General features: G+C 74.4%; 24 protein-coding genes. 3 read left to right on the top strand and 21 right to left on the bottom strand.

Going from position 1 to position 25,254, the window contains the following annotated elements; genetic code table 11:
* Positions 1-4: 4 nt before the first annotated feature.
* The 4 genes from ABWI04_RS32870 to nirB form a co-directional block, all read right to left on the bottom strand.
* On the bottom strand, positions 5-193 hold the full coding sequence (locus ABWI04_RS32870; RefSeq protein ID WP_353834850.1) for a hypothetical protein: 189 nt from the start codon (positions 191-193) through the stop codon (positions 5-7).
* Between the two features lie 168 nt (positions 194-361).
* Positions 362-1,561 (bottom strand): amidohydrolase family protein, encoded by a 1,200-nt coding sequence (locus tag ABWI04_RS32865; protein WP_353834849.1) that lies wholly within the window; start codon positions 1,559-1,561, stop codon positions 362-364.
* 25 nt (positions 1,562-1,586) lie between these two features.
* Positions 1,587-3,059: an FAD-dependent oxidoreductase gene (locus tag ABWI04_RS32860; RefSeq protein WP_353834848.1), complete on the bottom strand. Its 1,473-nt coding sequence runs from the start codon at positions 3,057-3,059 to the stop codon at positions 1,587-1,589.
* Entirely contained in the window at positions 3,056-5,557 is a 2,502-nt protein-coding gene (gene nirB / locus ABWI04_RS32855) for a nitrite reductase large subunit NirB (RefSeq protein WP_353834847.1), read from the bottom strand. The genes ABWI04_RS32860 and nirB overlap by 4 nt, the downstream gene beginning before the upstream one ends.
* A 141-nt stretch (positions 5,558-5,698) precedes the next feature.
* On the opposite strand from nirB, the gene ABWI04_RS32850 reads away from it, so the two are divergent.
* Positions 5,699-6,547: an NAD-dependent protein deacetylase gene (locus ABWI04_RS32850; RefSeq protein WP_345183014.1), complete on the top strand. Its 849-nt coding sequence runs from the start codon at positions 5,699-5,701 to the stop codon at positions 6,545-6,547.
* 16 nt (positions 6,548-6,563) lie between these two features.
* Here the strand turns inward: ABWI04_RS32850 and ABWI04_RS32845 are convergent, their stop codons facing one another.
* The 7 genes from ABWI04_RS32845 to ABWI04_RS32815 form a co-directional block, all read right to left on the bottom strand.
* On the bottom strand, positions 6,564-7,271 hold the full coding sequence (locus tag ABWI04_RS32845) for a DUF4142 domain-containing protein (protein WP_353834846.1): 708 nt from the start codon (positions 7,269-7,271) through the stop codon (positions 6,564-6,566).
* A 92-nt stretch (positions 7,272-7,363) separates the two neighbouring features.
* The gene (locus ABWI04_RS32840; RefSeq protein ID WP_353834845.1) at positions 7,364-7,843 is read right to left on the bottom strand and encodes a MarR family winged helix-turn-helix transcriptional regulator; all 480 of its coding nucleotides are present in this window, start codon (positions 7,841-7,843) and stop codon (positions 7,364-7,366) included.
* Positions 7,840-8,280: a hypothetical protein gene (locus ABWI04_RS32835; RefSeq protein ID WP_353834851.1), complete on the bottom strand. Its 441-nt coding sequence runs from the start codon at positions 8,278-8,280 to the stop codon at positions 7,840-7,842. Before ABWI04_RS32835 ends, ABWI04_RS32840 begins: the two co-directional genes overlap by 4 nt.
* Positions 8,281-8,448: 168 nt before the next feature.
* Positions 8,449-9,024, bottom strand: coding sequence for an FAD-binding oxidoreductase (locus ABWI04_RS32830; RefSeq protein WP_353834844.1), 576 nt, complete (start codon positions 9,022-9,024; stop codon positions 8,449-8,451).
* Between the two features lie 124 nt (positions 9,025-9,148).
* Complete coding sequence (locus ABWI04_RS32825; RefSeq protein WP_353834843.1) at positions 9,149-10,912, bottom strand: glycoside hydrolase family 15 protein; 1,764 nt, start codon at positions 10,910-10,912, stop codon at positions 9,149-9,151.
* 139 nt (positions 10,913-11,051) lie between these two features.
* Positions 11,052-11,885: an ABC transporter permease gene (locus ABWI04_RS32820; RefSeq protein WP_353834842.1), complete on the bottom strand. Its 834-nt coding sequence runs from the start codon at positions 11,883-11,885 to the stop codon at positions 11,052-11,054.
* Positions 11,882-12,850 (bottom strand): ABC transporter ATP-binding protein, encoded by a 969-nt coding sequence (locus tag ABWI04_RS32815; protein WP_345183008.1) that lies wholly within the window; start codon positions 12,848-12,850, stop codon positions 11,882-11,884. The genes ABWI04_RS32820 and ABWI04_RS32815 overlap by 4 nt, the downstream gene beginning before the upstream one ends.
* A 203-nt stretch (positions 12,851-13,053) precedes the next feature.
* On the opposite strand from ABWI04_RS32815, the gene ABWI04_RS32810 reads away from it, so the two are divergent.
* A complete protein-coding gene (locus ABWI04_RS32810; RefSeq protein ID WP_353834841.1) occupies positions 13,054-13,905 on the top strand; it encodes an oxygenase MpaB family protein in 852 nt (283 codons plus the stop codon).
* Here ABWI04_RS32810 and ABWI04_RS32805 read toward each other — a convergent pair.
* Genes ABWI04_RS32805 through ABWI04_RS32780 form a run of 6 tightly spaced genes read right to left on the bottom strand, consistent with a single transcriptional unit; the run spans position 13,887 to position 20,268 of the window.
* On the bottom strand, positions 13,887-16,655 hold the full coding sequence (locus ABWI04_RS32805) for a DEAD/DEAH box helicase (protein ID WP_345183006.1): 2,769 nt from the start codon (positions 16,653-16,655) through the stop codon (positions 13,887-13,889). The two genes, ABWI04_RS32810 and ABWI04_RS32805, sit on opposite strands and share 19 nt — an antisense overlap.
* A 38-nt stretch (positions 16,656-16,693) precedes the next feature.
* A complete protein-coding gene (gene tatC / locus ABWI04_RS32800) occupies positions 16,694-17,560 on the bottom strand; it encodes a twin-arginine translocase subunit TatC (protein ID WP_345183005.1) in 867 nt (288 codons plus the stop codon).
* A 45-nt stretch (positions 17,561-17,605) separates the two neighbouring features.
* Positions 17,606-17,971, bottom strand: coding sequence for a twin-arginine translocase TatA/TatE family subunit (gene tatA / locus ABWI04_RS32795; protein ID WP_353834840.1), 366 nt, complete (start codon positions 17,969-17,971; stop codon positions 17,606-17,608).
* A 28-nt stretch (positions 17,972-17,999) separates the two neighbouring features.
* Positions 18,000-18,221, bottom strand: coding sequence for a hypothetical protein (locus ABWI04_RS32790; protein ID WP_345183002.1), 222 nt, complete (start codon positions 18,219-18,221; stop codon positions 18,000-18,002).
* 23 nt (positions 18,222-18,244) lie between these two features.
* Positions 18,245-19,246 carry a helix-turn-helix transcriptional regulator gene (locus ABWI04_RS32785; protein WP_345183001.1) on the bottom strand — a complete coding sequence of 334 codons (1,002 nt, stop codon included), beginning with the start codon at positions 19,244-19,246 and terminating at the stop codon, positions 18,245-18,247.
* Positions 19,243-20,268 (bottom strand): helix-turn-helix transcriptional regulator, encoded by a 1,026-nt coding sequence (locus ABWI04_RS32780; RefSeq protein WP_345183000.1) that lies wholly within the window; start codon positions 20,266-20,268, stop codon positions 19,243-19,245. Before ABWI04_RS32780 ends, ABWI04_RS32785 begins: the two co-directional genes overlap by 4 nt.
* 95 nt (positions 20,269-20,363) lie before the next feature.
* On the opposite strand from ABWI04_RS32780, the gene ABWI04_RS32775 reads away from it, so the two are divergent.
* Positions 20,364-21,446, top strand: coding sequence for a DUF3866 family protein (locus tag ABWI04_RS32775; protein WP_353834839.1), 1,083 nt, complete (start codon positions 20,364-20,366; stop codon positions 21,444-21,446).
* A gap of 3 nt (positions 21,447-21,449) precedes the next feature.
* Here ABWI04_RS32775 and ABWI04_RS32770 read toward each other — a convergent pair whose 3' ends face one another.
* From ABWI04_RS32770 to pafA, 4 genes are all read right to left on the bottom strand, one after another.
* A complete protein-coding gene (locus ABWI04_RS32770) occupies positions 21,450-21,956 on the bottom strand; it encodes a DUF3291 domain-containing protein (protein WP_353834838.1) in 507 nt (168 codons plus the stop codon).
* Positions 21,957-21,988: 32 nt separating this feature from the next.
* The gene (locus tag ABWI04_RS32765; protein WP_345182996.1) at positions 21,989-22,645 is read right to left on the bottom strand and encodes a helix-turn-helix transcriptional regulator; all 657 of its coding nucleotides are present in this window, start codon (positions 22,643-22,645) and stop codon (positions 21,989-21,991) included.
* A gap of 45 nt (positions 22,646-22,690) precedes the next feature.
* Positions 22,691-23,623, bottom strand: coding sequence for an FKBP-type peptidyl-prolyl cis-trans isomerase (locus ABWI04_RS32760; RefSeq protein ID WP_353834837.1), 933 nt, complete (start codon positions 23,621-23,623; stop codon positions 22,691-22,693).
* Positions 23,624-23,755: 132 nt separating this feature from the next.
* Complete coding sequence (gene pafA, locus ABWI04_RS32755; protein ID WP_089313247.1) at positions 23,756-25,114, bottom strand: Pup--protein ligase; 1,359 nt, start codon at positions 25,112-25,114, stop codon at positions 23,756-23,758.
* Positions 25,115-25,254: the final 140 nt, after the last annotated feature.

Raw genomic sequence — 25,254 nt, 5'->3', positions numbered from 1 at the left:
CCGGTCACCGGCGGCCGCGGCGCCGCGGCCGCCAGCTCGCGGAGGCGCCGGTGCCGACGCCGCCGAGGTGCAGGGCGACCAGCAGCAGGCCGAGGACGGTCAGGGTGCTGTTGTTGATGGCGTCCGAGGAGATGTCGGCCAGGTCGAACAGCAGGGCAAGTGCGAAGACGATCGCGGCGACGATCGCGAGCATGTCGGCCTCCGTGGGGGTCGGGGGCCCACCGCGGGCCCCTCGGCTGCCTACCGGATCTCCTCCAGCCCGCCGCCGAAACCGCGCCCCCTTTCCGGTCGGCCGATATCCGAATTTGCGACGGAACGAGCGTTCCCGCCGGTCAGCGGCCGGTCACGCGGCGTGCGCCGCCTACGGTTCGTCGGGAGCGTCCCGCCCGCCGGCGAGCGCGGCGCGGGCGCGCTCGGTCATGCGGACGACCTCGCGGCGCACCTGAGAACGTTCCGTGAGCCGCTCGCCGAACGGGATCCGGACCGGGTGCTCGACGCCCCCGTCGGCGACGGCGAACTCGATGCCCTCCGCGTCCAGTCCGGTCATCCGCGCCGCGGTCGCGCCGGGGCGCCCGCCGAGCGCGCGGCAGATCGTCAGGCAGTCGGCGGCGTGGTCCTCGTTCATGTGCCGGGCGATCTGCGTGACGACGTCGTCGGTGAAGGGGTCCGCGTCGGGCATGCGAGGGTCCTCTCGGGCGGGCGGCGGGACGGTCAGGCCCTTGTAGACCTGCAGGGCGTTGCCGGCGAGGACGAGCGCGAGGGTCTCCTCGTCGAGGCCGAGGGCGGCGACGGCGCGGGCGTTGCGGGCGATGCCGGGCACGCCGGGCCAGTCGCTGCCGAAGACGAACCTGCGGGCCAGGCGCCGCAGGTCGTGCCGGGCGTAGTACTCGGGGAGCCGGCGGGGCGGCAGCCCGGACAGCTCGATCCACACCTCCTCGCGGGACAGCGCGAGGAACGCGGCGGCGTCGTACCACCAGCCGCGCCCGCCGTGGGCGAGGACGAACGTCAGGCCGGGGAACAGCCGCAGCACGTCGTCGACCGCGGTGGGATCGGCGTACCGGTTGACCGAGCCGGGGAACGAGCTCGTCCCGCAATGGACGACGACCGGGACGCCGGCGTCGCGGCACACCTCGTAGGCGGGGTGGAGCTCGGGGTCGGCGACGCTGAACCCGCCGTGCACCGGGTGCAGCTTCAGGGCGACGGCGCCGAACCCGAGCTGCCGCTCGACCTCGGCGCCGATCGGGTAGTGCAGGTGGGGGTTGACGTTGGCGATCGGCCTGAAGCGCCGCGGGTTGTGCTCCAGCAGGGGCCGCAGGTCCTCGATGGGCTGCGTGCCGGTGGTCCGCGGGCTGTACTCGCACAGCAGCAGGGCGACGTCGACGCCCTCGCCCTCGAAGTAGGCGTCCACCCGCTCGGGCACGAGCGTGCCGTCCTCGTCGTAGAGGTCCTGCCAGGGGTGGGACGAGCCGAACTCCTCCGCCCAGCGCCGCCAGGCCGGGCGGAGCGTGGGCAGCCGGGCGGCGTGCACGTGCGCGTCGATCAGCGGGCGTCCGTCGAGCATGCGGCGGAGCCTACCCGCCGGCCGCTCAGGCGACGTCCGCGGTGTCCTGCTCCTCCAGCCAGGCGACGATGCCCTCCACGGCGGAGCGGCAGCTTCCGCAACCGGTGCTCGCCCGGGTGGCGCTCGCGACGTCCTCGGCCGTGCGGGCGCCGCGCTGCCAGCAGGCGCGGATCTGGCCCTTGCTGACGTTGTTGCACTGGCAGACGGTCGCCGCGTCCGGCATCCGCACCGGCGACTCGGCCTCGGGCGCCGCGCCGACGCCGGGGAACAGCAGGCCGAGGCGCTCGGCGGGCAGCGGCGAGGCCCGGTCGTAGAGCTGGGTGAGCGTCCCCGCGGTGGAGGTCTCGCCGAGCAGGATCGCGCCGATCAGCCGCCCGTCCCGGATCACGGCCTTCTTGTAGGTGCCGCGCGCCGCGTCGGTGAACCGGACGACCTCCACGTCCTCGTCGTCGTCGCCGAAGTGCGTCTCCCCCATCGACGCCAGCTCGATCCCGGCGGCCTTGAGCCGGGTGATCTGGCGGGCGCCGGTGAACCGCGCCGCGGGGTCGGTGCCGGCGAGCAGCCCCGCGAGCACGGCCGCCTGCTCCCACGCGGGCGCCACCAGCCCGTACACCTCGTCGCGGTGCTCGGAGCACTCGCCGATGGCGCGGACGGACGGGTCGCTGACCGACCGCAGCTCGTCGTCGACGATCACGGCCCGGCCGACGGCCAGGCCCGCGTCCCGGGCCAGGCCCACCTCGGGCCGGACTCCGCAGGACAGGACGACCAGGTCGGCGTCGACGACCTCGGTCCCGCCGCCGGGCAGGGCGAGCTCGACGCCGGTCACCGCGCCGCCCGCGGTACGCAGCCCCGTGACGGCGGCCTGCAGCCGGGTGCCGATGCCGAGGGCCTCCAAGGTACGGGCCAGGACCTTCCCGGCGGCGGGGTCGAGCTGGCGTTCCATGAGATGCCCGGCCAGGTGCAGGACCGTCACCTCCAGGCCGAGGCCGGTGAGCCCGCGCGCCGCCTCGATGCCCAGCAGCCCGCCGCCGACGACCACCGCGCGGCGCGCCGACTCGGCCAGGGCGGAGATGCGGCGGCAGTCCTCCAGCGTGCGGAACACCTGCGCGCCGCCCGGAAGGCCGTCCTCCAGGCCCGGCATCGGCGGGACGAACGCGGTGCTGCCGGTCGCGAGGACGAGCGTGCCGTAGGGGGTGACCGTCCCGTCCGATGCGTGCACGGTCCTTGCCGCGCGGTCGATGCGGGTGACCTCGACGCCGAGGCGGGCGTCCACGCCGTGCGAGGCGTACCAGGCGGCGTCGACCAGGCTGATGTGGTCGGGGCGCGTCTTCCCGGCGAGGACGTTCGACAGCAGGATCCGGTTGTAGGGGCGCTGCGCCTCCGCGCCGAACACCGTCACCGGCGTCGCGGCGTCCCGGGACCGCAGCTCGTCCACGAACCGGGAGCCGGCCATGCCGTTGCCGACGACGACCACGCCCGCCGGGTCCGCGGCGCTCACCGCTTCACCTCCAGGGGGAGCGGCTTGATCTGGTCGCGCTCGACCTCGAAGGCGATGCTCGGGTCGGGGGTCTGCGGCGCGTTGACGAACGAGACGAACCGGCGGAGCCGCTCGGGGTCCTCCAGGGTGTCGCGCCACTCGTCGGAGTAGGAGGCGACGTGGCGGGCCATGGCCGCGTCGAGGTCGGCGCAGATGCCGAGCCGGTCGTCCACGATCACCTCGCGCAGGTAGTCCAGGCCGCCGTCGAGGGACTCCAGCCAGCTCGCGGTGCGCTGGAGCCGGTCGGCGGTGCGGATGTAGAACATCAGGAAGCGGTCGATGTAAGTGATCAGCTCCTCGCCGGCGAGGTCGGTGGCGAACAGGTCGGCGTGCCGGGGCCGCATGCCGCCGTTCCCGGCGAGGTAGAGGTTCCAGCCGTTCTCGGTGGCGATGACGCCGAAGTCCTTGCTCTGCGCCTCGGCGCACTCGCGGGCGCAGCCGGACACGGCCGACTTCAGCTTGTGCGGGGCGCGCAGCCCCCGATAGCGCAGCTCCAGCCGGATCGCCATCGCGGCCGAGTCCTGGACGCCGTAGCGGCACCAGGTGGAGCCCACGCACGACTTCACCGTGCGCAGCGCCTTGCCGTAGGCGTGGCCGGACTCGAACCCGGCCTCGACGAGCCGCCGCCAGATCTCGGGCAGCTGCTCGACGCGGGCGCCGAACAGGTCGATCCGCTGACCGCCGGTGATCTTGGTGTAGAGCCCGAAGTCGCGCGCCACCTCCCCGATCACGATGAGCCTCTCGGGGGTGATCTCGCCGCCGGGGACCCTCGGGACCACCGAGTACGTGCCGTTCTTCTGCAGGTTGGCCAGGAAGTGGTCGTTGGTGTCCTGCAGCGCCGCCTGCTCGCCTTCGAGGATGTGGCCGTTGCCCAGGCTGGCGAGGATGGAGGCGACGGCGGGCTTGCAGATGTCGCAGCCGCGGCCCGTCCCGTGCTCCTGCACGAGCTGGGTGAAGCTCCCGACCCGCCCGGCCCGGACGATGTCGAACAGCTCGGCGCGGCTGTAGTCGAAGTGCTCGCAGATCGCCTTGCTGACCTCGATCCCCGCGGCGGTCAGCTCGGCGTCCAGGATCCGCTTCACCAGCGGGACGCAGCTTCCGCAGCTCGTCCCGGCCCTGGTGCGGTCCTTCACGCCCGCGACGTCGGTCAGGGAGCACTCGGCGACCGTGCGGCGGATGCCCTCGGCGGTGACGTTGTTGCAGGAGCAGATGACCGTCGCGCCGGGCAGGTCGCCGCCCGCCGCCTCGGTGCCGCCGAACAGCATCTGCTCGGGCGCGCCCGGCAGGCCGCCGCCGACGTGGGCGCGGAGCGTGCCGTAGGCCTCGGCGTCGCCGACGAGGACGCCGCCGAGCAGGGTCCGCGCGTCGTCGCTGACGACGAGCCGCTTGTAGACCCCGGCGACCGGGTCGGTGTAGGTGACGCCGAGCGCGCCCCGCTCGGGACCGGCGAACGGGTCGCCGAAGCTGGCGACGTCGACGCCCATCAGCTTGAGCTTGGTCGACATGTCCGCGCCCTCGAACACCGCCGTGCTCGCGGGGGACAGCAGCCGGTCCGCGACCACCTCGGCCATCGAGAAGCAGGGCCCGACCAGCCCGTACACCGTGCCGCCGACCAGGGCGCACTCGCCGATCGCGAAGACGGCGGGGTCCTCGGTGCGGCAGGAGGCGTCCACCACGATCCCGCCGCGCTCCCCCACCGGCAGCCCGCAGCCGCGGGCCAGCTCGTCGCGCGGGCGGATCCCGGCGGAGAACACCACGACCTCGGCGTCGAGCGCCGTGCCGTCCTCCAGGACGACGCGCCGGACCGAGCCGTCCTCCCCGGCCTCCAGGGCCCGCATGGGGGTGCCCGCGTGCACGGCCATGCCGAGCGCCTCGATGTGGCGGCGCAGCATCGCGCCGCCGCCCTCGTCCAGCTGGCGCGGCATCAGCCACGGCGCCACCTCCACGACGCCGCTGCGCAGGCCGAGGCCCTGGATCGCGCGGGCCGCCTCCAGGCCGAGCAGGCCGCCGCCGACGACGGCGCCGGTGGCCCGGCCCCGCGCGTACGCGCGGATCGCGTCCAGGTCGTCGATCGTGCGGTAGACGAAGACCCCCGGCAGGTCCCGCCCCCGGACCGGGGGGACGAACGGCGCGGAACCCGTGGCGAGGACGAGCGCGTCGTAGGGGACGGCGCTCCCCGCCGAGGTGGCGACCGTCCGGGCCGCGCGGTCGATCCCGGTGACACGCTCCCCGGTCCGCACGGTGACCGCGCCGTCGTGCGCGGGGTAGGCCAGGTCGGCGCCCTCCAGATGCGTCGTGAGCGCCACGCGGTCGTAGGCGGTGCGGGGCTCCTCGCCGATCACCGTGATCGTCCACGTGCCGGCGGTGTCGCGCTCGCGCACCGCCTCCACCAGGCGGTGCGCGGCCGGCCCGTGGCCGGCGACGACCAGGCGCTTGTCCGGTCTGCTGTCGGCTCCCATGGGGCCGATCCTCGGCGGCCCGTATTACTCGCGCGGATCCTCGCTGTCACCCCCGCGTTAAGTGGCCCTCACAGCCGGCCCGCCCGCGATGCGGGGCGGGCGCCCCGCGCCGCACCAGCCCCGGTCGTGCACCATGGAAGGGTGACGGAGCTTGCGGAGAACGGGACGAAGACCGGCCTGCCGATGCTGGCCGACCTCGTCTCGGACGGCGACGTGGTGGTGCTGAGCGGCGCGGGGCTGTCGACCGAGTCGGGCATCCCCGACTACCGCGGGGAGACGGGCCGCCGGCGGCGCGCGGAGCCGATGACCTACCAGGCGTTCACCGGGAGCGAGGCGGCGCGGCGCCGCTACTGGGCGCGCAGCCACCTCGGCTGGCGGCACATCGCGCGGGCCCGCCCGAATTCCGGGCACCGCGCGGTCGCCGAGCTGCAGCGGCGCGGCCTGCTGGCCGGGATCATCACCCAGAACGTCGACGGGCTCCAGCAGGCCGCGGGCGCGCGCGAGGTGATCGAGCTGCACGGCGCGCTGGACCGCGTCCTGTGCCTGTCCTGCGGCGAGCGGTCCGCGCGCGAGCGGCTCGACGAGCGGCTGCGCGCGGCCAACCCCGGCTGGACGGCCCGCGCCGAGACGATCAACCCTGACGGCGACGCCGTCCTGCGCGACGAGGCCGTCGAGGCGTTCCGGATCGTGGGCTGCGAGCGGTGCGGCGGCGCGCTCAAGCCCGACGTGATCTTCTTCGGCGAGAACGTGCCCCCGGCCCGCGTCGGGGACTGCTTCGCGCTGACGGAGCGGGCGGGGGCGCTGCTGGTGCTGGGATCGTCGCTGACCGTGCTGTCGGGCTACCGGTTCGTCCGGCACGCGGCGCGGCACGGCGTCCCGGTGGCGATCGTCAACCGCGGCGCCACCCGGGGCGACCCGCACGCCCTGGTCACGCTGGACGCCCCGCTCGGTGCCACCCTGGACGCGCTGGTCGCCGAGCTGCCCGCCTGACGCGGACCGGCCCGGCCTACCCTCCGCCCACCAGCGTGGTCGCGGCCGGCGCCGGGCCGTGCGAGTGCCCGGGGTCCCCGGGCGGGGGCGCGCCGGTGGCCTCGGGCGGGTCGGGCAGCATGTCGCCGGTGACGAATCCGGTGCCCTCCAGCAGCCGCATGTGGGTGCGGACGAACGTCTCGCACTGCTCGGAGAAGTTCCGCACCAGCGTGTTGCGGGTGCTGCCGCGGACGGCGGCGATCGCCGGGTAGATCTGGCCGTGCGCCATCCGCAGGCGGGCGACGGCCGTCCGGTCGTAGTCGTTCCCCGACTTGCCGGTGATCTCCGACATCCAGCTCTGCTGGTCCGGTGTCGGCTGGTTCGGCAGCGGAACGTTCAGCCTGGCGGCGACCGCGCGGTCCAGTTGGTCCAGCCGGGCGTGCTGGCGCGCGATCTCGCCGAGGTTGCGGCGGGTCGCGGCCCGCGCGGCGCGGCGCTCGGCCTCCCGGCCCACGGGGATCTCCCACAGACCCGCCTGCCGGACCCGCACGATGAGGTCGCGGTCGGCGGGGCCGAGCGGCCCCCACGGGGTGTCGACGGTGGACTGGGCCGCGTTCCGGGCGTTGGCCTGCGGCGCCACGGCGCCGCCGTCGGAGGCCTGGCGGCCGATCGGCGCGCAGGCGCCGAGGAGCAGCGCCGCGGCGAGGCCGCACGCCGCAGCGACGACCGGTCGGGGTTCTCGCATCCGCCGCCGCCTTTCGTGTCGGGGAAGGGGCGTCGTCGCGCAGTACGCACGTCCGGGCGCGGAGGTTCGGCCGGGCGGGAACGGGCCGGGCCTCAGGTCCAGCCGAGCCGGGCCAGGGAGGTGACGGGCGGTTCGCCGCCGGCCTCGGTGAAGGCGCGCAGCGCGTCGACGAGGGCCCGCCGCTGCCCGGCCGGCATCCGGGCCACCACGGCGGCGATGTCGGCGCGGCGGCGGGCGGTCACGTCGTCGACGATTCCGCGCCCGGCCGGGGTGAGCTGGATGCGGACCTCGCGGCCGCTGTCGGGGCTGGCCTGGCGGTCCACCAGCCCGGCGGCGGCCAGCCGGTCCACCATCCGCATCGCGGTCGAGGGGTTGACCTCCAGCAGCCCGGCGAGAGTCACGAGCTTGGCCGGCCCCTGCGAGGCCAGCACCACCAGGAGCCGGAACTGCGGCAGGGTGACGGCGCCCTCCACCGCGGCCAGGGAGCGCGCTGAGACCGCCACCAGCAGGCGGGACGCGGTCAGCAGCGCCGAGGTCACCGCGTCGACCCCGTCGTCCTGCAGCTCGTTCATGACGACTTTCTACCGGGGCCGGTCCCGCCGCCGCCAACGCCGACCGGAACCGGCCCGCCTCGTCCGGGAGGAGGTCGGCGAGATGGCGCGGGCGGGCGGCGCTCCCCGTCTCGATCTGCGTCCGGCAGGAGAACCCGTCGGCGAGGACCGCCGTCCCCTCGCCGGCGTCGAGCGCCCGCACATCGACCCCGGCGCGCCAGCACGCTCTGGTCGGCGCCGAACCCCATGACGGCGTGCTGATGGCAGTGCGGTTGAGCGATCACGCGGACCGTTGTCGGTGAACGTGTCGGGCCGTAGCCGAACTCCTCGATGAGGGCGCGGAAGTCGCGCAGGTAGTCGCCGAGCCGGTCGGGCGGGATGGCGGCGTCCTTCCAGCCCTCGTGCGTGTCGGCCCGTCCCGGCGGGTAGGCGGTCGCGCCGAGTCCCGCCTCGCGCACCCTCCAGAGCCGCTCCTCCTCCCGCGGGTCGTGCACGAAGGTGCAGCGCGGCGGGTTCGGCCCGTTCTCCAGGTCGCTCGATGAGCGACCGGGCCCTGCGGTCGGCCTCGTCCTCGGTGTCGCCGCCGAAGCGGACCATGAGCCAGCCCGCTCCCTCCGGCATGTCCTTCACCACGCGGGGCGCGGCGAGGTGGTCGCGCTTGGCCAGGCCGAGGAACCGCTCGTCCATGCCCTCCAGCGCGAGCGGGCGCGACGGCGGACGCGCGGCACGGCGTCGCCCGCCTCCGCGATGCCGTCGTAGCCGAGGACGGCGAGCGACCCGAACGCCGGGACCGGCACCAGGCGGATCTCCGCGCGCAGCACCGCCACGAGCGTGCCTTCCGAGCCGACGAGGGCGCGGGCCACGTCGAAGCCCTTCTCCGGCAGCAGCGAGTCAAGGTTGTAGCCCGACACGCGTCGCGGGATATCGGGGTGGCGGGCGCGGATCAGCTCCATGTCCTCGTCGCGCAGGTCGCGCAGCGCCCGGTAGATCTCGGCGCGCCGGCCACCCTCGGCGATGATCCGCTCGTACTCCTCCCGCGAGGTCTCGCCGACCCACATCCGCAGCCCGTCGCAGGTCAGCACCCCCAGCCGCACAACGGAGTCGACCATCTTCCCGTAGGCCTGCGCCGACGCGCCGCACGAGTTGTTGCCGATCATCCCGCCGATCGTGCAGGTGTCGTGGGTGGACGGCCTGGGCCCCATCAGGCGGTGCTCGGCGCGCCGGGCTCCACGACGGCGCGGCGCGCCCCCGGGTCGACCGACACCAGCGCGCGACAGTACTTGCACGCCGTGGTTCAACCGCCCGGACCCGCCGGTTCCCCGCGGGTCAGCCGGCGAGGCGGGAGGCGGCCTCCAGCAGCAGGGCGTGCACGAACGCCTGGGGCATGTTGCCGCGCAGCTGCCGCTGCCTGAGGTCGTACTCCTCGGAGAACAGGCCGCTGGTCGCGCAGCCCGACCGGGTCCGCTCGAAGGCGGCGAGGGCGCGGGCCGTGTCGCCCTGGCGGTCCTCGGCGAGGGCGAGGAAGAAGCCGCAGAGGATGAAGGCGCCCTCGGCCACGCCGAGCGGCTCGTCCCCCACCCGGTACCGGTAGACGAACCCCTCCTCGACGAGGTCCTCGCGCACCGCCCGCAGCGTGGCGGCGGTGCGCGGGTCGTCGCTCGGCAGCGCCCCCCGCAGCGGCGGGATGAGCAGCGCCGCGTCCACCCGGTCGTCGCCGGGCGCGCGCCTCCACCGGCCCTCCGGGGTGAGCGACGTCCGGGACGTCTCGGCGAGGATGGCGTCGGCGAGCGAGGTCCACCGGTCGGCCTCGGCGCGGCCCGCCAGCGTCCGGGCCGCCTGGCGCAGCCCGGCGACGCAGGTCAGGCGCGAATGCGTCCACAGGTCGTCGTGGATCTCCCAGATGCCCGCCTCGGGCCGGGTCCAGCGGCGCGCGACCGCGCCGGCCGCGACGCGGGCGGCCTCCACCGCCTCCGGGACCCGGCGGTCGTGCTCGGCGGCGGCGGCGAAGAGCAGCAGCGCCTCCCCCAGCGCGTCCAGCTGGAACTGCTCGCCCGCCTTGTTCCCGAAGACCACCCGGGCGCCGGGATAACCGGGCAGGTCGCCGGTGCTCTCGGCCGGCACCGGCCGCCCGGTGACGGTGTAGGCGGGTTTCAGCCCCTCACCGTCGGCGAGGACGCGGGCCGACACGAACTCCACGGCGCCGCGCAGCAGGCGGGGCGGGCCGCCGTGGAGGGCGACGGCGCGCCCGGCGAAGCACTGGTCGCGGATCCAGGCGTAGCGGTAGTCGAAGTTGCGGCCCTCGTCCGAGCGCTCCGGCAGCGCCGTCGTGGCGGCGGCGACCATGCCGCCGCCGGAGGCGGTGAGGCCGGTGAGGACGGAGTAGGCGAGGCGGGCGTCGCGCGGGGCGATGGTGTCGCGGCAGTCCGGCACGGCCCCGTGCCAGTCCCGCTCCGTGGCCTCCCACAGATCGTCGGCGTCCAGCGGGCCGCGGGCGCCGCCCTCGGCTATCTCCAGGACGAGGTCGCGGGTCTCGCCCTCGTCCAGGTCGAAGGCGAGCTCCAGCACGGGCCCGCCGTCGCGTCCCGCCCGCACGACGGCCCCGTCCGCTCCGCGCCAGCGCAGCGACGCGCCCCCGCCGCCGGCCGTCCAGTCCGGGCCGTCCCGGCGCGGGTCGCCCATCCGGGACGCACCGTGACCGGTGCGGACGTCCAGCAGGGCGCGGACGCGGGAACGGCCGCGGACGGCCCGGCACGCGCGCAGGATGACCGCCCGGTCAGGGGCGGCCGGGCGGGCGAGGGCCTCGCGGCACTCCAGGATCGCGCCGCCGGTCACCCACCGGCTGTGCCAGATGAGCCCGCGGTCCTCGTAGTAGCCGCCCCAGACCCACCGCCCGGGAGCGGGCTGCACCACGTACGCGCCGGGGCCGCCGAGCAGGCCCGCGAAGGCGGGCGGCGAGTCCCATGCGGGGAAGCACATCCACGCGTACTCGCCGTGCGGGCCCACGAGAACGCCGCGCTCGCCGTCGGCGATGAGGGCGTAGTCGCGGAGGGCCTTCGGGAGGGAGTCCTCGGCTCCGAGGTCGTCCAGCATGCCCCTCCACTACCCGGGGACCTGCCGTTACTCGGAGCCGGGCGGGAGGACGGGCGTTCCGGTCCCGGCCTCCCCGTGCGCCAGACCCGTCCGGACCGCCCTTGCGGGCGGCCCAGACGGTCCGGACGGCGCCGGCGCCTCAGGCGTCGCGGCGCTTGAGCAGGACGGCGGCGACGGCCAGCAGAACGCCGGTCCAGATCGCGAAGACCCCGTACCCCTGCCAGGGGGTCAGCAGGTCGTCGGGGCCCTGGCGGGACTGGGCGATCAGATGGCCGGCCTCGGACGGCAGGTAGGCGTGGATGTGGTCGCCGACGCTGCCGGGCAGCAGCGTGGCCAGCGGCGCCAGCACCAGCACGAACCCGATGACGCCGGTGATCCCTCCGGCGGGGTGCCGCACGATGGCGCCGATCGCCAGGGCGAACAGCCCGAGCATCGCCAGGTACAGGCCGCCGCCGACGACGGCGCGCAGCACGCCGTCGTCGCCCAGCGACACCTCCGCCTTGTCGCCGATGAGCGCCGAGCCGATGAAGAACGAGACGAACGACACCGCGACGCCGAGGACGAGCACGACCGCCGCGAACACCATGGCCTTCGCCCACAGCACGGGCAGCCGCCGCGGCACCGCGAGCAGGCTCGCGCGGATCATGCCGGTGGAGTACTCCGAGGCGATGACCAGCACGCCGAGCACGCAGATCGTCAGCTGGCCGAGGAAGAACCCGCTGCCGAGGATGAAGCCGGTCGGGTCGGCGACGACCGAGGCGCGGTCGGCGGGGTCGGTCTTGTCCCACTGCGCGACGGTGAGGCCCACCAGCAGCGCGGTGAAGCCGAGGTCGACCACGACGAGCAGGATCAGCGTCCACAGCGTGGACCGCACGGTGCGGATCTTCGTCCACTCCGAGAGCAGCAGCCGGCCGAAGCCGGGGCGGGGGTGGGCCGTGGGGTCGGCAGCGGGCGTGGCGGTGGCGGTGGTCATCGGGTCTCCCCCTCCTCGACGGGCACCGCGCTCGGGGCCGGGACCGGGCCCGGGGCGGGCGCGCCGCCTCCGCCGTACTCGACGCTGTCGCGGGTCAGTTCCATGAACGCCGACTCCAGCGAGCCGCGGGTCGGGGTGAGCTCGTGCAGGACGATGCCCTCGGCCGCCGCCAGCTCCCCGACGCGGGGCGCCTCCATGTGGGTCACGTTGAGCAGCCCGTCCCCGTTCGGGAAGGCCTTGCCGCCCTCGGCGGCGACGAGGTCGGCGAGGCGGGCCGCGTCCGGGCTCCGGACGATCACCGCCTTCTCGGTGCTGCGCTCGATGAACTCCTCGGTGGAGCAGTCCGCGATCAGCCGGCCGCGGCCGATGACGATGAGGTGCTCGGCGGTGACGGCCATCTCGTTCATCAGGTGGCTGGAGACGAACACCGTGCGCCCCTCGGCGGCGAGCCGCTGCATGAGCGTGCGGATCCACACGATGCCCTCGGGGTCGAGGCCGTTGACCGGCTCGTCCAGGACGAGCACCGACGGGTCGCCGAGCAGCGCGGCGGCGATGCCGAGCCGCTGCCCCATGCCGAGCGAGAAGCCGCCGGCGCGCTTGCGGGCCACGCCGGTGAGGCCGACGAGCTCGACCACCTCGTCGACGCGCTTCCGGCCGATGCCCTGCGTCTGGGCGAGGCACAGCAGGTGGTTGTAGGCGCTGCGGCCGGTGTGCACGGCCCGCGCCTCCAGCAGCGCCCCGACGACGCGCAGCGGCGCGTTCAGGTCGCGGTAGTGGCGGCCGTGGATCCGGGCGTCCCCGCGGTCCGGCCGGTCCAGGCCGAGCAGCAGCCGCATGGTGGTCGACTTCCCGGCGCCGTTGGGGCCGAGGAACCCGGTGACCCGCCCGGGGACCACCGTGAACGACAGGTCGTCCACGGCCGTCCTGTCGCCGTAGCGCTTGGTGAGGTTCTCCGCCTCGATCATGCCTCTCCCGGCGTCTCTCGGTAGTTGTTCCGTGACCGGAATCACACTAGCGCCCCGGCGCGGCGACCGGATCCTCCTCAGTGCCGATGATCCCGCGCGGCGGGACCGCGGGGCCTCCGCCGCCAGGAGGAGGCCGCCTTATTGACTGTCTGCCAATAGGTGCGGGAGGATGGCCGGGCACGATCCGACCGCCGGGAGGCGCCGTGACCGCCCCGTCCCAGACCACGCCGGAGCGCCTCGCCGACCGCGACGTACTGCGGACCCTGGCCGCCGAACCGCTGGTCGGCCTCGCGGCCGGCCGGGCGCTGCTCATGCAGCTCGCCCACCCGGCCGTGGCCCGCGGCGTCGCCCGGCACAGCGACTTCGCCGAGCGCCCCCTGGCCCGGCTGTTCGGCACCCTCGACTTCCTGCTGATCGTCACCTTCGGCACGCCGGAGCAGGTGGCGCGCATCGCGGCCAAGGTGCGCGGCATCCACACGACCGTGCGCGGCGAGGACTACTCCGGCAACGACCCCGGCCTCCAGCTCTGGGTCAACGCGACCCTCATCGACTCGGCCCTGCATGTCTACGAGCACGTCATGCGGGGCGACGACCCCGGCCTGGCCGAGGCCTACTACCGGCAGGCGCGGGTGGTCGCCGAGGTCCTCGGCTGCCCCCTGGAGGCGCAGCCGCCCGACCTGGCCGCGTTCCGCGCCTACATGGCCGACACGATCGCCGCCCTGGAGGTCACCGGCACCGCCCGCGAGGTCGCCTCCGCGGTCCTGTGGCCCCGCCGCCTGCGCGCCCTGGCCCCCGCGCTCGCCGTCTTCCGCCTCCTCACGGCCGCGCTCCTGCCGGACGAGCTGCGCGACCAGTTCGGCCTGCCGTGGACCCCCGCCCGCCGCCGGGCGGCCGGCGCGCTCCTGCGGACCGCCGGCCTCGCCCACCGCCTGTCCCCCGCCTGGCTGAGGCGCCCGCCGGAGCCCCTGCTGGTCCGGCTGGCCGCCCACCGCGTCGACCGGACGCTCTCGGCCCGGCGGGCGCGGCGCCGGGCCGCCTACGCGACGGACGAGTAGGCGACGACGCCGCGGCGCATGGCGTCCATGGCGCGGCGGGCGGTCTTGCGGATGTGGCTGTTGGCGGGCGCGGCGTCGGTGACCTGGCCGAGAAGGTCGAGGAGCTGCTTGACGGCCCGCACGAAGTCGCCCGCGGTGAGGTCGCTCTCCATCAGCACCTCGTCGAGGTCGTCGCCCTTGGCCCACCGGTAGGCCGTCCACGCGAAGCCGAGGTCGGGCTCGCGCAGGAACGAGACGCGGTTGTCGCGCTCGACGCCCTCCAGCACCCCCCAGAGCCGCACCATGGACGCCAGCGCGTCCTGCGCCGGGCCGGGGGGCGTGCGGGGAGGCGTCGCGTCGTCGGGCTGCCGCGACTCGTAGACGAGGGCGGACACGCACGCGGCCAGCTCGGCCGGGCCGAGCTTCTCCCACAGGCCCTCGCGCAGGCTCTCGGCGGTGAGCAGGTCCAGCTCGTTGTAGATGCGGCCGAGGCGGCGGCCGTCGGCGGTGACGGAGTCGCCGTCGAGGTAGCCGAGCTGCTGCAGGACGGCGCAGACGCGGTCGAAGGTGCGGGCGATGACCTGGGAGCGGCCCTCGACGCGGCGCCGGAGCTGCTCGGTCTCGCGCTCCAGGCGGTGGTAGCGCTCGGCCCAGCGGGCGTGGTCCTCGCGCTTGTCGCAGCCGTGCACCGGGTGCGCGCGCAGGTCGGCGCGCAGCCGGACGATCTCGGCGTCGTCGGTGGTGGGCGAGTCGCCGCGCGAGCGTTTGCGCTCGCGCGCGTCGTCGGGGACCTTGTTGCGCAGCGTGGACGCCAGGTCGCGCCGGTCCTGGGGGTTGCGGGGGCTGAAGGACTTCGGGATGCGGATCCGCTCGACGGGCTCCACCGCGCGCGGGAAGTCCTGGATCGACAGGCGCTGCACGGACCGGTTCACGGTCAGCACGAGCGGCGCGGGCCCGTCGGAGCGGCGGCCGACGCCGGGGTCCAGGACGACGGCCAGGCCCGAGCGCCGCCCGGACGGGACGAGGATGACGTCGCCCGGCCGCAGCCGCTCCAGGGACCGGGCGGCCTCGGCGCGGCGGGCCCCGGCCCGCTCGCGCGACAGCTCGGACTCGCGGTCCGACAGCCGCCGCCGCATCGCGGAGTACTCCATGAAGTCGCCGAGATGGCACTCGGCGGCCTTGGCGTAGCCCTGGAGGGCCTCCTCGTTCTTGTGCACCTGCCGGGCCAGGCCGACGACGGCGCGGTCGGCCTGGAACTGCGCGAACGACTCCTCCAGGAGCGTGCGGGCCCGCTCGAGGCCGACGGCGCCGACCAGGTTCACGGCCATGTTGTAGGACGGCCGGAAGCTGGAGTTCAGCGGGTAGGTGCGGGTGCCGGCCAGCCCCGCCACGGACGCGGGCTCGACGTTCGGGCCCCACACGACCACGGCGTGGCCCTCGACGTCGATGCCGCGCCGCCCGGCGCGCCCGGTGAGCTGGGTGTACTCACCCGGGGTGAGGTCGACGTGGGCCTCGCCGTTCCACTTGTCCAGCTTCTCGATCACCACGGTGCGGGCCGGCATGTTGATGCCGAGCGCGAGCGTCTCGGTCGCGAACACGGCCTTGATCAGCCCGCGGGTGAACAGCTCCTCGACGATCTCCTTGAAGGTGGGGAGCATCCCGGCGTGGTGGGCGGCGACGCCGCGCTCCAGGGCCGCCAGGAAGTCGCCGTAGCCGAGGATCCGCAGGTCCTCCGGCGCGATGTCGGCGGTGCGCAGCTCGGCGTGCGCGCGGATCTCCTCGGCCTCCTCCCGGGAGGTCAGCCGGATCCCGGCGTGCAGGCACTGCAGGACCGCGGCGTCGCAGCCGGCGCGGCTGAAGATGAACGTGATCGCCGGGAGCAGCCCGGCGCGCTCCAGCCGCTCGATCACGTCGGGCCGGGCGGGCGGCCGGAACCGCTGCGGGCGCGCGGCCCGGCGGCGGCCGGTGCGGCGGCCCTGGTTGACCTTGGCGCGCCGGACCTCCTCCACCGCCATCCGCGTCAGCTGCGGGTTCAGCCTGGCCTGCCGGTCCCCGCCCCGGCCGGTGTCGACGAACAGGTCGTACAGCCGCGTCCCGACCAGCATGTGCTGGAACAGCGGGACGGGGCGGTGCTCGTCCACGATCACCGCGGTGTCGCCGCGGACCTCGTGCAGCCACTCGCCGAACTCCTCGGCGTTGCTGACGGTCGCCGAAAGCGCCACGATCCGCACCGAGTCCGGAACGTGGATGATCACCTCTTCCCAGACGGCGCCGCGGAACCGGTCGGCGAGGTAGTGCACCTCGTCCATCACGACGAACGCCAGCCCGGCGAGGGTCTGGGAGCCCGCGTACAGCATGTTCCGCAGGACCTCGGTCGTCATGACCACGATCGGGGCCTCGCCGTTGACGCTGTTGTCGCCGGTCAGCAGGCCCACCTTCTCCGGGCCGTACCGGCGGACGAGGTCGGCGTACTTCTGGTTCGACAACGCCTTGATCGGCGTCGTGTAGAAGCACTTGGTGCCGCCGGTCAGGGCGAGGTGGACCGCGAACTCCCCCACCACCGTCTTCCCGGAACCGGTGGGGGCGGCGACCAGCACGCCGCTGCCCTCCTCCAGGGCCTGGCACGCCTCCAGCTGGAACGCGTCGAGCTCGAAGTCGTACAGCGTCCGGAAGTCCAGCAGGGCCGGGCCGTGCCCGGCGGTGCGCCGGCGGTAGGCGGCGTAGCGCTGGGCCGGGCTCTGTCCGGCCGACGTGGTGTCGGGGGTGGTCATACCTTCGAGCCTACGGTTTCGACAGGCCCGATACCCAATCAGCGGGCCCGGTCGCCCTTCTCCAGCTCCGCGTCGATCGACTCGAGGTCGAGGGGCGAGACCTCGTCGTCGGACAGGCCCGCGTACGGGTCGGGCCGGCGGGCCCGCCTGCGGTCGTTGAGGAAGGCCAGCAGCGCGGCGATCTCGAACAGCAGGACGGTCGGCAGCGCGAGCGCGAGCATCGTGAACGGGTCGGCGCTCGGCGTGGCGACCGCCGCGAAGACGAAGATCCCGAAAAGGATCAGCCGCTGGGACCGGCGGATCCGCGACGAGCTCAGCACGCCCGCCATGTTCAGGACGACGACGAACAGCGGGAGCTCGAACGTCAGCCCGAACACCAGCAGCATCGTCAGCACGTAGCTGAGGTAGCTGTCGACCGTGATCAGGGGCTTGACGTCGTCGGCGACGAACCCCAGGAAGATCGCCAGGCCCTTGTCGACCGTCAGGTACGCCAGGGCGGTGCCGACGAAGAAGAGGGGGACGGCGGCGCCGAGGAACACGTACGTCCAGCGCCGCTCCCGCTGGTACAGGCCGGGCGCCACGAACGCCCACATCTGGTACAGCCAGAACGGCGACGAGATGACCCCGCCGATGATGCAGGAGATCTTCAGCTTCAGGAAGAACGAGGAGAAGATCCCGTTGACGAACAGGGAGCACTGGTCCTTGTCGACCACGTGGGACTGGGGCAGGGAGCAGTACGGCTGCTTGAGGAAGTCCCAGACCGGGTCGAACAGCAGCCAGCCGACGATCGCGCCCACCGCGAAGGCCAGCACGGCCTTGATCAGCCTGTTCCGCAGCTCACGGAGGTGGTCCATGAGGGGCATGCGGCCGTCGGGGGCGGCGGCGTCGCGCCTGTTCAGCTTCATCGTCGGCATTCGGTTCGGGGGTGGCGGGTCGGGGCGGGGGCCGGATCAGGCCTTGCGCGCCTGACCGGGGTCCGACACCGGCACGCCCTGGATCGGCTCGCCGGAGCCCAGCACGCCGCGGGAGCGCTGCCCGCCCTCGGCCGCCGCGGCCTCGCGCTCCAGCCGGGCCGCCTCCTCGCGCAGCCGCGCCGCCCTGTCGCGCGCGTCCTCGCCCTGCGAGGACGGCATGGTCTTGGCGGGCCGGTCGGCCGGCGCGTCGTCATCGTCCTCGCGCAGGCCCTTGGTCTCGGCCTTCAGGATGCGCGCCGACTTGCCCAGCGAACGGGCGAGCTGGGGCAGCTTCGCCGACCCGAAGATCAGGACGACGACCAGCAGGATGATGAGCAGTTCGGGGGTCCCGATGTTCGGCATGTGCAAGTCCTTCTTCGACGGGTGACACTCAGGACGATCGTACGCCGTCCCGGGGCGGTTGTGGCGACCGATCGTCCTCGAGCCGGGAGAGTTCATCGCTCAGCGCCGACCGTTCCGGCTCCAGCCGGCGCCTGGTGCGCTCCAGTTCACGTCCGAAACGCCGCACGCCGAGCCACACCTTGAACGCGCACCAGGCGAGCACGGCCAGCCCGGCGAACCCGAGCGACACCGACACCGAAACCCACGCCACGCCCGCCACGCTATCCGATCCGCTCACGCCAGGCCGTACCGGGCCAGGGCCCGCGACGCGTCCTCCCGCACCCCGGCCGCGATCGCCTCCGGGGCCACGACGCGGCCCTGGTCGCCGAGCCGCAGCGCCAGGCCCCGCACCCAGCGGGCGTCAGGGGTGCGCAGGACGACCCGGAGCCGCCCCTCCCCCAGTTCCTCCACGCTCTCGCACGGGTAGTAGTCGGCGACCCACCGGCCGCGCGGGGACAGCTCCAGGGTGACCGCCTCGTCCTGCGGCGAGGGGCGGAACAGGCCGGCGTCCACGTCGATCGGCTCCGCGTCGTCCGGCACCTCGGCGGGCACGTCCAGCACCGACAGGTCGGCGATCCGGTCCAGCTTGAACAGCCGCACCCCCTCCGCCCGGCGGCACCAGCCCTCCAGGTAGGTGGTGCCCTCCACGACCAGCAGCCGCATCGGGTCGACGTCGCGCTCGGTGTTCTCGTCGCGCGCCGGGACGTAGTAGGTCAGGTGGACGCGGCGGCCCGCCGCGATCGCCTCGCGCAGCACGCCGACCGCGGTGCGGGCCGAGTCGGCCGAACCGCCGCGGGCGTCCACCTCCACGGAGACCTTGCTGGACACCGCCGCGGCCGCGCCCGCCGCGCCCTCCAGCTTGGCGATCACGCGGCTGAGCGCGTCCCGGTCGTGCAGCTCGGGGATCTCGGCCAGCATCCGCAGCGCCACCAGCAGCGCGCTCGCCTCGTCCACCTTCAGCCGCAGCGGCCGGGCGATCGACTCCGCCTCCGCCACCGTGATCTCCCCGCCCTCGTAGGACAGGTCGATCGGGCAGTAGGGGTCGGGCGCGCGCAGCTCCACGCACCACAGCAGGTTCAGATCGTCGATCAGCTGCTTCTCGGTCACCCCGAACGCGGCCGCGGCCTCGCCGAGCGCGACCGAGTCGCGGTTCACCACGTACGGCACGAGCGCCAGCAGGCGCGCGAGCCGGTCGGTGGACGTCGTCGCCGCCTTGGCCGCCGTCTTCGCCGTCATCGGCCGCTCATCTCCCCATGCTCGCCGTGCGCCGCCGGGTGCGCGCCGGCCGCGGCCAGCACCGACTTCAGGTGCTGGATGACCGCCTCGCGCAGGTCGGGCGGGTCGAGGACCACCAGGTCGTCGGCGAACCGCGCGAGGTAGGGCGCGAACCGGTCGACGTCCCGGAAGGTCAGGACCGCCTCGTCCCACTCCCCGTCCCAGCCCGGCGCGTCGGCCGGGCGGACGTCCCGGGCCCACCGCCGCGGGCCCTGCGCCGCTCCGCGCCGCAGGCGGACGACCGCCGGGCGGGGCTCGCCGAGCGGCTCGCTCCAGTCGAACGCGATGCGCCGAACGTCAACGCCGTCCGGGACGGTCACCGACCCGGGCGGGCCGTCCGTCGCGACGTCGCCGACGATGCGGCTCAGCCGGAACACCCGCTGCTCGTCGCGGTCGCGGTCGAACCCGACCACGTACCAGCGGCCCCGCCGGCTCACCACGCCCCAGGGGTCCAGGTGGCGGCGCGCCACCGACGTGCGCCCGATGCCCTGGTAGTCGAAGGCGACCGGGCGGCCGTCGCGCACCGCCTCCCACAGGGCGGGGAAGGACGGGTCCTGGGTGTTCACCCGGGGCTCGATGCCCGTCGCGGCGGCCACGTCGGTCTCCACCCCGGCCGCGCGCAGCTTCAGCAGCGCGCCCGACGCCGCCTCGGCCATGCTGGCGCGCTGCCACACCCGCGCCGCCAGGCCCAGCACCGCCGCCTCGTCCGGGCTCAGGTGGATGTCGGGCAGCTCGTAGGCCTGCGGGGGGATCCGGTAGCCGATCTCCTCACCGCCGCCGCCCTGCTGGTCGCTGCCAACCTCCAGCGGGACGCCGAGCTCGCGCAGCTCCTCCTTGTCCCGCTCGAACATGCGCTTGAACGCCTCGTCGGAGTCGGGGTAGCCGGGCACCGCCCGGCGGATCTGCTCGGCCGTCAGATAGCGCCGGGTGGCGAGCAGGCAGACCACCAGGTTCAGCAGCCGTTCGGTCTTGCGCCGCGACACTTCGCCACCACCTCGTTCCCTCCGTGAGCCCCGAACCCCGGCGGCGTGCCGATCGTCCCCACGTGCCGTCGTGCAGGACGCTACCGTTTCCCGGTGTGATCCGATGGCGCAAAGGCACAGTCGAGGACATCCGCCGCGAATGGCCGGGGGCGGTCGAGCTGGACGTCTCGATCGGGGGCGAGGGGACGCACCGGGCCCTGGCCTATCCCGCCCTGGTGGGAAGGCCCGAACCGGGCGACACCGTCCTGCTCAACACTACGGCCTTGGCGATGGGTCTCGGCACCGGCGGGTACGCCATGGTCGTCGCGGTGCCCGACCGGCTCCCGCCCGACCCTGAGGGGCCGGGCCACCTGGTCAAGGCCCGCTACACCCCGCTGCAGGCCACCGTCCTCGGCGCCGACGAGCAGGACTCGCCCCACCACGCGGCCCTGCGCGACGCCGACTCGCTGGACGGGATGCCCGTCGTCGTCGCCGACCTGCACTCCGCGCTGCCGCCGATCCTGGCCGCCCTGCTGGCCGGGCGCCCGGACGCCCGGGTCGTCTACGTGATGCCGGACGGCGGGGCGCTGCCGTCGTGGTTCTCCATGTCGATCGCCCGGCTGAAGGACGCCGGGGCCCTCGCCGCGACCGTCACGGTGGGGCAGGCGTTCGGCGGCGACCTGGAGGCCGTCACCGTCCACACCGGCCTGCTGGCCGCGCGCCTCGTCCTGGAGGCCGACGCGGTGGTCCTCGCCCAGGGCCCCGGGAACCTGGGCACGGGCACCAGGTGGGGCTTCTCGGGCGTCTCGGCGGGTGAGGCCGTCAACGCCGCGTCCGTGCTGGGCGGCCGGCCGGTGGGGTCGCTGCGGGTCAGCGAGGGCGACAGGCGCGAGCGGCACATCGGCGTCTCGCACCACTCCGTGACCGCGTACGGGCGCGTGGCGCTGGCCCGCGCCGACATCCCCGTCCCCGAGCTCGGCGGCCACTTCGGCGCCCGCGTCGCCGCCGACGCCGCGCCGCTGGGCGACCGGCACCGGCTCGTCCCCGTCCCCGTGGACGGCCTCCACGAGGTCCTCAGCGCCGCCGAGAAGGACTGGGGCGTCCGGCTGTCGACCATGGGGCGCCGGCTGGACGAGGACCTCCCCTACTTCCTGGCGGCCGCCGCCGCGGGCCGCCACACGGCCGCCCTGCTCGGCTGACCCCTAGGGCGCCGCGGGCCCGGCGCCGGCCGGCTCGGCTCCAGCGCTCGCGGCCTCCTCGGCGGTGTAGGACGACGTGAAGGTGAACGCCCGCGGCGAGGGACCGCCGGCGCGCAGCAGCGCGAGGCGCTCCAGGGCCTCGCCGACGCTCGGGATGTGGCCCGCCGGCACCCACCACAGCACGAGATGCGCGTCCACGTGCCGCTGGAACCACTCGCGGCGGCGCCGCATCGTCTCCAGATGGGCGCTGCGGTAGACGAAGTCCCACAGCGCCTCCGCCGACTCCCACACCGAGAAGTTGACGATGACGTCCTCGCCGGCGGGGCGCATCCCGGTGGCGTCGGCCTCCCCCTCCTCCACCAGACGCCAGACGAACCCCGGCGTCCCGTCGGCGAGCGCGTTGACCGGCTCCAGCAGGGCGACGAAGTCCGCCATGCGCGGGTCGCCGAGGGGGAAGCGGAGCGTGGCGGTGTTGAACTGCGCGAGGTGGTACCGGGTCCGTGTGCTCATGGGGTCACCCCACCACGCCCGCCACTTCTATGTCAATGCTCATTGTTTTTAGAAGGACGGGCCGCGACGCAGCACCACCCGGGCCGGGGATCCATCCGGACCCGGACCCGCGAGCCCTCCACCAGGCCTTCGAGCAGCGCCAGGTTCATCCCGCAGACGAGCGGCGGGAACTGCTCGGCGACGGCGTGGAAGGGGCAGTTGCGCATGCGCAGGACGGCGCCGTCATCGTCCATGACCGGTTCGTAGCCGCGGTCGGCCAGCACGGCCGCGAGATCGTCCAGACTCGCGAAGGGGGCGCCCCGGTCCCGCAGCGCCCTGCCCCTGCGGCGGGCCGCGTCCTGCAGTTCCATGTCGAGACCGGCCGTCTCCGCCGCCTCGGCCAGCAGGCCCGCCGCCGTCCGGTAGTCGCGGGCGGGCAGCGACACGTCCCGCTCCGCCGCCGAGCGCCGGTACACCTTCGCCGGGCGCCCCGCCCCGGGCCCCGACCGCCCCGTCAGCCGCCTGCTGCCGGCCTCCAGGAGCCCGGCGTCGACCAGCTTGTCCAGGTGGAACGCCGCCAGGGTACGCGCGACGCCGGCCGCCTCGGCGGCCTCACCGCGCCCCACCTCCCGGCCCTGCGCCGCGACGAACTCGTACAGCCGCCGCCGCACCGGATCCTGCAGCAGCGCGATCGCGTCGATGTCCTCCATCCCGCCATTCTAAGAACGACGGGCACTCGACTTAGAGACCCCGGCTCAGTGCGCGCCCAGGAGGTCCACGACGAACACCAGCGTGTCGTCGCCCCTGATGCCGAACTGCGCCAGCCCCTTCGCCCCGTACCCGAGGGCCGGAGGCACTACCAGCAGCACCCGGCTGCCCACCTTCTGGCCCACCAGGCCCTGGTCCCAGCCCTTCATCACCTGGCCGGTCCCGATCATCGCCCCGAACGGGTGGCCCTCCGACCAGGAGGAGTTGAACACCTTCCCGTCGCGCCAGAAGTAGCCGCCGTACTGCAGCGCCACCAGCTGGCCCTTGCGCACGGGCGGGCCGTCCCCCTTGACCAGGGTCCGGACCTGGAGGCCCTTCGGCGGGGCCGAGCGCGGCATCGTCACCGCCGGCGTCTGCCCCGCCGCCGCGTCCGCCACCTTCGGCAGCCCCGGCTCGTTCAGCGGCGCCTGCCGCGCGCCGTGCGGGCCCGCCGTCCGCGGGTACACCGCCCGGACGTCCAGGACGTACACCAGCGTGTCGTCGCCGCCCACCTGGTGCTTCGGGTCGCCCTCGTCGCCGAAGCCGTCCTTCGGCGGGATGCGGGTCACCACCCGGGACCCTGGCCGCACCCCGTCGAACGCCTTCGTCAGGCCGGGCACCAGCCGGCCGGTGGGGAACGCGCCCGGCTCGCCCTTGGAGTAGCTGCTGGCCAGCAGCTTGCGCCCGCCCTTGTTCCACCGGTAGCCGACGTAGTCGGCCACGACGAGGTCGCCCTTGCGCGCCGCCGTTCCCGTGCCCTTCTTGACGGTCTTCACGGCGAAGGAGTCACCGGGCGCCCCCTTCGGGAACTTCACCTGCGGCAGCTTCCCGAAGTCCCCGCTCACCTCGACGTCCACGCCGCCGCCCGAGCAGGCGGCGGACAGCGCGAGTGGCAGGGCGAGCACGACGGCCGCGGGGAGGAACCGAACACGACGGCGCATACGGGGTCCTTCGGGGGGTGGTGAGCGCTACTGCGCGCTCACCCTACCGCCCTGGTGACCTGCCGGTAACCTGCCGTGCGCGTGTCGTCCCGCGCGGTCCCGGACGCGCGTCCGGGACCGCCGCGCCCGTGCCTACATGCCGGCGATGAGCTTGTCCACGCGCTCGTCCACGGAGCGGAACGGGTCCTTGCAGAGCACCGTCCGCTGCGCCTGGTCGTTCAGCTTCAGATGGACCCAGTCCACCGTGAAGTCGCGCCGCTTCTCCTGCGCCTTGCGGATGAACTCGCCCCGCAGCCGCGCCCGCGTCGTCTGCGGAGGCACCGACTTCGCCTCGAAGATGTCGAGGTCGCGCGACACCCGGTCGACCGAGCCCCGCTTCTCCAGCAGGTAGTACAGCCCGCGGTCACGGTGGACGTCGTGGTAGGTGAGGTCGAGCTGGGCCACGCGCGGCGACGACAGCGGCAGGTCGTACTTGCGCCGGTACCGCTCGATCAGCTTGTACTTGATCACCCAGTCGATCTCGCGCGAGACCAGGTCCAGGTCGCCGGTCTCGACCGCGCGCAGGGTCCGCTCCCACAGCTCGAGCACGCGCTTGGCCGTCGCGTCGCCGCCCCGCGCGTCCACGAAGTCGCGCGCCTTGCCGTAGTACTCCTTCTGGATCTCCAGCGAGCTGGCCTCGCGGCCGTTGGCCAGCCGCACCTTCCGGCGGCCCGTCATGTCGTGGCTGACCTCGCGGATCGCCCGGATCGGGTTCTCCAGGGTGAGGTCGCGCATCACCACCCCGGCCTCGATCATCCGCAGCACCAGGTCGGTGGCCCCGACCTTGAGCAGCATCGTCGTCTCGCTCATGTTGGAGTCGCCGACGATCACGTGCAGGCGCCGGAACCGCTCGGCGTCGGCGTGCGGCTCGTCGCGGGTGTTGATGATCGGACGGGACCGCGTCGTCGCCGACGACACGCCCTCCCAGATGTGCTCCGCCCGCTGCGACACGCAGTACACCGCGCCGCGGGGGGTCTGCAGGACCTTTCCGGCGCCGCAGATGATCTGCCGCGTCACCAGGTACGGGATCAGCACGTCCGCGAGCCGGCCGAACTCGCCGTGCCGCCCCACCAGGTAGTTCTCGTGGCAGCCGTAGGAGTTGCCGGCCGAGTCGGTGTTGTTCTTGAACAGGTAGATGTCGCCGGCGATGCCCTCCTCGCGGAGGCGCCGCTCGGCGTCGACCAGGAGACCCTCCAGGATCCGCTCGCCCGCCTTGTCATGCGTCACCAGGTCGACGACGCTGTCGCACTCCGGCGTCGCGTACTCCGGATGGCTCCCCACGTCCAGGTAGAGCCGGGCCCCGTTGCGAAGGAACACGTTGCTGCTGCGGCCCCACGACACGACCCTGCGGAACAGATAGCGCGCCACCTCGTCCGGTGACAACCGCCGCTGCCCGCGGAAGGTGCAGGTGACGCCGTACTCGTTCTCAAGCCCGAAGATGCGCCTGTCCACACCAAGACCCTATGCGGCGCGGCCGTCACTTGGCAGTCTCTCGACCCACCGTTTCCGGCGAACGCGGCCGCCGCGCCCGGAGGCCTCCAAGGCGCCCGGCGCGCCGCGGGCCCGCCGCGGGCCGGGACGGCTGGTCACCG

This window comes from Actinomadura sp. NPDC000929 (genome assembly GCF_040492065.1).
Classification (GTDB): domain Bacteria; phylum Actinomycetota; class Actinomycetes; order Streptosporangiales; family Streptosporangiaceae; genus Spirillospora; species Spirillospora verrucosospora.
The sequence above is the reverse complement of the archived record's forward strand: the minus strand, read 5'-3'. Positions and strand labels throughout refer to the sequence as shown.

What these genes read in the sequence shown, in the direction of transcription:
- ABWI04_RS32770 (WP_353834838.1), bottom strand. Translation starts at nt 21,956, where the DNA reads ATGAGCACACGGACCCGGTACCACCTCGCGCAGTTCAACACCGCCACG.
- tatA (WP_353834840.1), bottom strand. Translation starts at nt 17,971, where the DNA reads ATGCCGAACATCGGGACCCCCGAACTGCTCATCATCCTGCTGGTCGTC.
- ABWI04_RS32760 (WP_353834837.1), bottom strand. Translation starts at nt 23,623, where the DNA reads ATGCGCCGTCGTGTTCGGTTCCTCCCCGCGGCCGTCGTGCTCGCCCTG.
- ABWI04_RS32815 (WP_345183008.1), bottom strand. Translation starts at nt 12,850, where the DNA reads ATGATCGAGGCGGAGAACCTCACCAAGCGCTACGGCGACAGGACGGCC.
- ABWI04_RS32805 (WP_345183006.1), bottom strand. Translation starts at nt 16,655, where the DNA reads ATGACCACCCCCGACACCACGTCGGCCGGACAGAGCCCGGCCCAGCGC.
- nirB (WP_353834847.1), bottom strand. Translation starts at nt 5,557, where the DNA reads ATGGGAGCCGACAGCAGACCGGACAAGCGCCTGGTCGTCGCCGGCCAC.
- ABWI04_RS32870 (WP_353834850.1), bottom strand. Translation starts at nt 193, where the DNA reads ATGCTCGCGATCGTCGCCGCGATCGTCTTCGCACTTGCCCTGCTGTTC.
- tatC (WP_345183005.1), bottom strand. Translation starts at nt 17,560, where the DNA reads ATGAAGCTGAACAGGCGCGACGCCGCCGCCCCCGACGGCCGCATGCCC.
- ABWI04_RS32845 (WP_353834846.1), bottom strand. Translation starts at nt 7,271, where the DNA reads ATGCGAGAACCCCGACCGGTCGTCGCTGCGGCGTGCGGCCTCGCCGCG.
- ABWI04_RS32785 (WP_345183001.1), bottom strand. Translation starts at nt 19,246, where the DNA reads ATGACGGCGAAGACGGCGGCCAAGGCGGCGACGACGTCCACCGACCGG.
- ABWI04_RS32840 (WP_353834845.1), bottom strand. Translation starts at nt 7,843, where the DNA reads ATGAACGAGCTGCAGGACGACGGGGTCGACGCGGTGACCTCGGCGCTG.
- ABWI04_RS32765 (WP_345182996.1), bottom strand. Translation starts at nt 22,645, where the DNA reads ATGGAGGACATCGACGCGATCGCGCTGCTGCAGGATCCGGTGCGGCGG.
- ABWI04_RS32820 (WP_353834842.1), bottom strand. Translation starts at nt 11,885, where the DNA reads ATGACCACCGCCACCGCCACGCCCGCTGCCGACCCCACGGCCCACCCC.
- ABWI04_RS32825 (WP_353834843.1), bottom strand. Translation starts at nt 10,912, where the DNA reads ATGCTGGACGACCTCGGAGCCGAGGACTCCCTCCCGAAGGCCCTCCGC.
- ABWI04_RS32865 (WP_353834849.1), bottom strand. Translation starts at nt 1,561, where the DNA reads ATGCTCGACGGACGCCCGCTGATCGACGCGCACGTGCACGCCGCCCGG.
- ABWI04_RS32830 (WP_353834844.1), bottom strand. Translation starts at nt 9,024, where the DNA reads ATGGGGCCCAGGCCGTCCACCCACGACACCTGCACGATCGGCGGGATG.